The sequence below is a fragment of the Streptomyces sp. NPDC044033 genome (assembly GCF_056434425.1).
Genome location: NZ_JBWKFF010000064.1, coordinates 1 through 3,732, shown reverse-complemented (window position 1 = coordinate 3,732; position 3,732 = coordinate 1). Strand labels below are relative to the sequence as shown.

3 protein-coding genes are annotated in these 3,732 nt (G+C 65.8%); 1 reads left to right on the top strand and 2 read right to left on the bottom strand.

The window, feature by feature from the left end; genetic code table 11:
- Positions 1–80: 80 nt before the first annotated feature.
- Together AC07AB_RS40155 and AC07AB_RS40150 are read right to left on the bottom strand one after the other, a co-directional pair.
- On the bottom strand, positions 81–1,718 hold the full coding sequence (locus tag AC07AB_RS40155) for an IS4 family transposase (protein ID WP_478577665.1): 1,638 nt from the start codon (positions 1,716–1,718) through the stop codon (positions 81–83).
- Positions 1,719–1,941: 223 nt separating this feature from the next.
- On the bottom strand, positions 1,942–2,976 hold the full coding sequence (locus AC07AB_RS40150; RefSeq protein ID WP_478577663.1) for a hypothetical protein: 1,035 nt from the start codon (positions 2,974–2,976) through the stop codon (positions 1,942–1,944).
- A 450-nt stretch (positions 2,977–3,426) separates the two neighbouring features.
- Between AC07AB_RS40150 and AC07AB_RS40145 the strand changes: the two genes are divergently transcribed.
- Positions 3,427–3,732, top strand: a 306-nt coding sequence (locus tag AC07AB_RS40145; RefSeq protein WP_478577660.1) for a hypothetical protein, incomplete at its 3' end; no start/stop codon positions are given.

The window sequence follows — 3,732 nt, the reverse complement described above, 5'->3', positions numbered from 1 at the left end:
GCATTGGTCAGTTCATGCCGCCGCACCATGCCGGGCTCCTGCCCGAAACCACGGCAGATCCACCACCCGGACAAGAACCATCAGACACTGCCTAGGGGCGAACCGGCGCTGTCAAGCGGGCGGAAGTGAGGGGCGTGGGGGTCGGGTGTGATCCACTCGGGTGCGAGGACGTAGATGCCTCGCCCGGTGCGGCGAAGGATTCCCTCGCGGACCCAGCGCCCCAGTTCCGCACGTAGCCCTTGGGTATCGTGCGGCCCGATACCGCGGGCAATTTCACATGCGCGCCAGGTGCGGAGAGAGTCGGTGCGCAACAGTTGCAGCGTGCGGTCGCGACGTCCGTCATTCCCGGGCTTGGCAGACGAGTGGATGGTCACGACGATGCTGGTGATCGAGGAAGCCCCGAGGACTTGCGCCTGGCCGGGTGGTGCAGCGTAGCGGGAGATCGGGCACTTGACGCGGCGCGGATTGACGCGCGGTCGGCGGGGCGGGAGCAGATGGTGCAGCAGGGCCGATGTGATGCGCCCTGGACCGGAATCGGGCAGCACATCGGCCGCGGCGATGAGCTGGTCCTTGACGGTCTCCAGGGCGACGGTGAAGGAAGCCCGGTCCGGATCCGTGCCAGGGGCCGTCTCCACGGCCTCGACCATGGCCCGGCGTAATGCCTGGTAGACGGTCAGGTGAGCCCAGAGTTCCTGCTGGATGCCCGCCGCGTCTTGGGAGCGCAGCACCATGCCGTGTTGCAACGTGTGACGGAGCGAGTAGAAAGCCGATTCGATCTCCCACCGCTCGTGAGAGAGGTCCACCAACTCGGCTGCGGGGTATCGGCGGTGATCGGTGAGCGTGGTTGCCAGTCGGTAATGACCTTCCAGCCGCAGTCCTTTGGCGGTCGTCACTGCGATGTGCGCGTCGATAATCCTCAGCCGGGTCCCGTTGATCCTGGTCAGGAACGTTTCGTCCGGCAGCAGCGCCCAGCGGGCGGGCGTCCTGGTTCCCTTGAGCCGTACCAGTAACTGTGCGCCGGTGGCCGCGGCCTTCGCAAGGAAGTCATCGGAGTCGAAGCCCCGGTCGTTCAGCAGCAGCATGCCGTCGTCCAGCAGCGGCAGCAATTGCTCGGCGTAGCCGGTCTCCTTCTCTGGCGTCGGCCCGAAGACAGTGCCGAGCAGAGCCCGGGTACCGGTCTCGCACAGCGCCATGATCTTCAGTATCGGATACCCGTCCGTGCCATAGCGGTGCTTGTGCTTGCCCAGCCAGGCGCAGACTCGCGGCCGGTCAGGCGCCTTGGTGGAGCTGCAGCCGTCGAATGCGACCGTCCGCCAGCATCGGTAGCGCACCCCGGGCGTGATCGGCTGCGCCACGGGGCCGGCCAGCGTTTCGAACAGTGACTGGAACGGCGCGACGCCCAGCCGTCGGCGGACGTCCCGCAGCGCCTTCTCCGAAGGGCTCCGTGAGAGAAGCCCGTGAAGCCCACAAGTGAGCTTGTCCCACACACGCACGTACCCCAGCTGCGGAAAGAGCGCCAGGGCCAGCACGAAGTACACCCCCACTCTCGACGGCAGCAGTCGCAGCCTCCGCTGTGCGCCGCCGGTGCGTTCCAGCACGTCATCGACGAGTTCGAAAGGCAAGTGCCGGGTCAGCTCACCGAGATGCCCTGGAGCAAAGACACCGTCGGCGACAGTGATGGACGACGTGAACGTGACGGTGGAACACTGAACGGGCAACGGGGCTCCTTCAAGCAGGAAGACCTTGGTCGGCTTCCTCGCTCTATCAGGTGCCCCGTTGCTGTGACCTGCACTTCCCTAAAAATCCCCGATCCGCTTGACAACGCCGGTTCGCCCCTAACTCCGTGGTCTTGGAGTATTTCCGGGGTGCAGCCATGGTCACGGGTCCTCTCATGAGTCCCATCTGACCCGCTGTCAGCATCTTTCGCATCTCGGGGGAACCTCAGTCGGCCGCCGCTTGGTGGGAGAGGTCGTCGAGGAAGATGGTGTGCCGCCAGCTGCCGCGCCGGACGGTCAGCCGTCCGGCGGCGAGGTCGAGGTCCCTGTGCAGGAGAACCGGGATGGTGGTGCCGACGAGGGCATGGACGGCGACCAGGACGACGATGAAACGTTCGAAGGGGTTGCCGGCCTGATCGAGAATGCCTTGGAGACGGTCCGAGGGGACGGAGCCGGGCAGGGTCTGGATGCCGCCGAAGATCAAGCCTCGGGTGGGGTCCCGAAAAACCACACGCTCTTGCTTCAGAGCCCGGAACAGGTTCCGCAGCACGATGTGGATCAGACGCCCAGGGTTGCCCTCCCGGGTTTTGATCGCGTCCTTGACGTCCTGGTTGGTGATCTCCCGCAGGCTGGTGACGCGGGCGGCCCAGCCGTCCAGGATCGGCCCGACGGGGTGGAAGTAGCGGCGGATGCTGTGGTGGCTGCGAGCGGTGTGCTCTCGGCGGCCTTCGCCGCGCATGACCTTCACCCAGACCCGGAGTTCATCGGCGATCGTCTCGGGATAGCTCGCGATGATCTGCTCGATGACCCGCAGGTCATAGTTCTTGCGCCGCTCGATGCTTGGGATGAGCAGACCTCGGGGTTCGAGGAACTGAACGACACGCTTAGCCGACAGACCAGCCCTGAGTTGAGCAAGGTTGTACACGTCCTCCTCCTGGATCGGCGCGGCCGCGCCGATCCAGGCCAGGAGAATCTTCAGGGTCCGTACGGTCTCGGATCGGGGGACTTCTTCCCACTGCTGGCTGCGGGCGAGTTCAATAAGTTCGTCAAGAAGTCGCTGATCACCGTTGGTGAGGCGGAACCGCTCGTGGTCGCGTTGATGAGCCGCCGGCCTCCAGTCGCGTGTCACCGCGAACAGGACTTCCTGACCAGCAGCTACCAGGTGCGGGGAAAGCGGCCGCTGCGGGAGCCTGATGGCCACAGCAGCGCGATCCCGGGACGGGTGCGAGCTGACCGGCTGATAGCCGAGTTCGCCGTCCAAGACACGGAGTTTGGGGCCGAAGGCCTCGCCGAACCACAGCTGCGTCGACGGGGCGACGCCGGGCTGCGGCCCATGACTGCGCAGGTGGATCAGGCAGGCCCGGCAGAAGTCGTGCCGCCCCAGCGGCAGGCCCGGCCGGCGGCAGCGCTCGCACTGACCGATCGGATGCAGCCTTCCCCGGTTGCTCCGCCAGGTCCTGCATGCCTGACAGCGGGTCTGACGGATTGCGGCAATCCAGGCTCCGCAGTCCTCGCAAGACCTTCCCGACGGGGGCGACGGAGGCGGCGGAGGCGTCTTGACTCCTGGCTTCCACTCCCGCCGGGGCCCGCGGCGGAATGTCACTGCGGTGCGGGATGTTTTCAGTCTCGGGGTAGCCTCAACCGCAGGTAAAGCAGTCATCAACCCCATTGATTTAAAAGCAACTTGGGGACGCGCTCGCAACATGCCTGCTTGTCGCAGAACGTCTGCGGCGGGCAGCATGTAGTACTGGAGATCGTCCAGAGCCTCCTCCGCGACCAGGTCGAGGCCGTCGGCGTCCCGCACTGCCAGTGCGAGCCGGACCATCTGCTGGAGTTGCCGCAGCCACGGTTTGCTGTAGGAGTGCTCGGCGGCGTAGGCAGCCATGACCGGCACCAGTTCGTCGTAGCCGTCCAGCGGCCGGTGAGGTTCCCCCGAGATGCGAAAGATGCTGACAGCGGGTCAGATGGGACTCATGAGAGGACCCGTGACCATGGCTGCACCCCGGAAATACTCGCT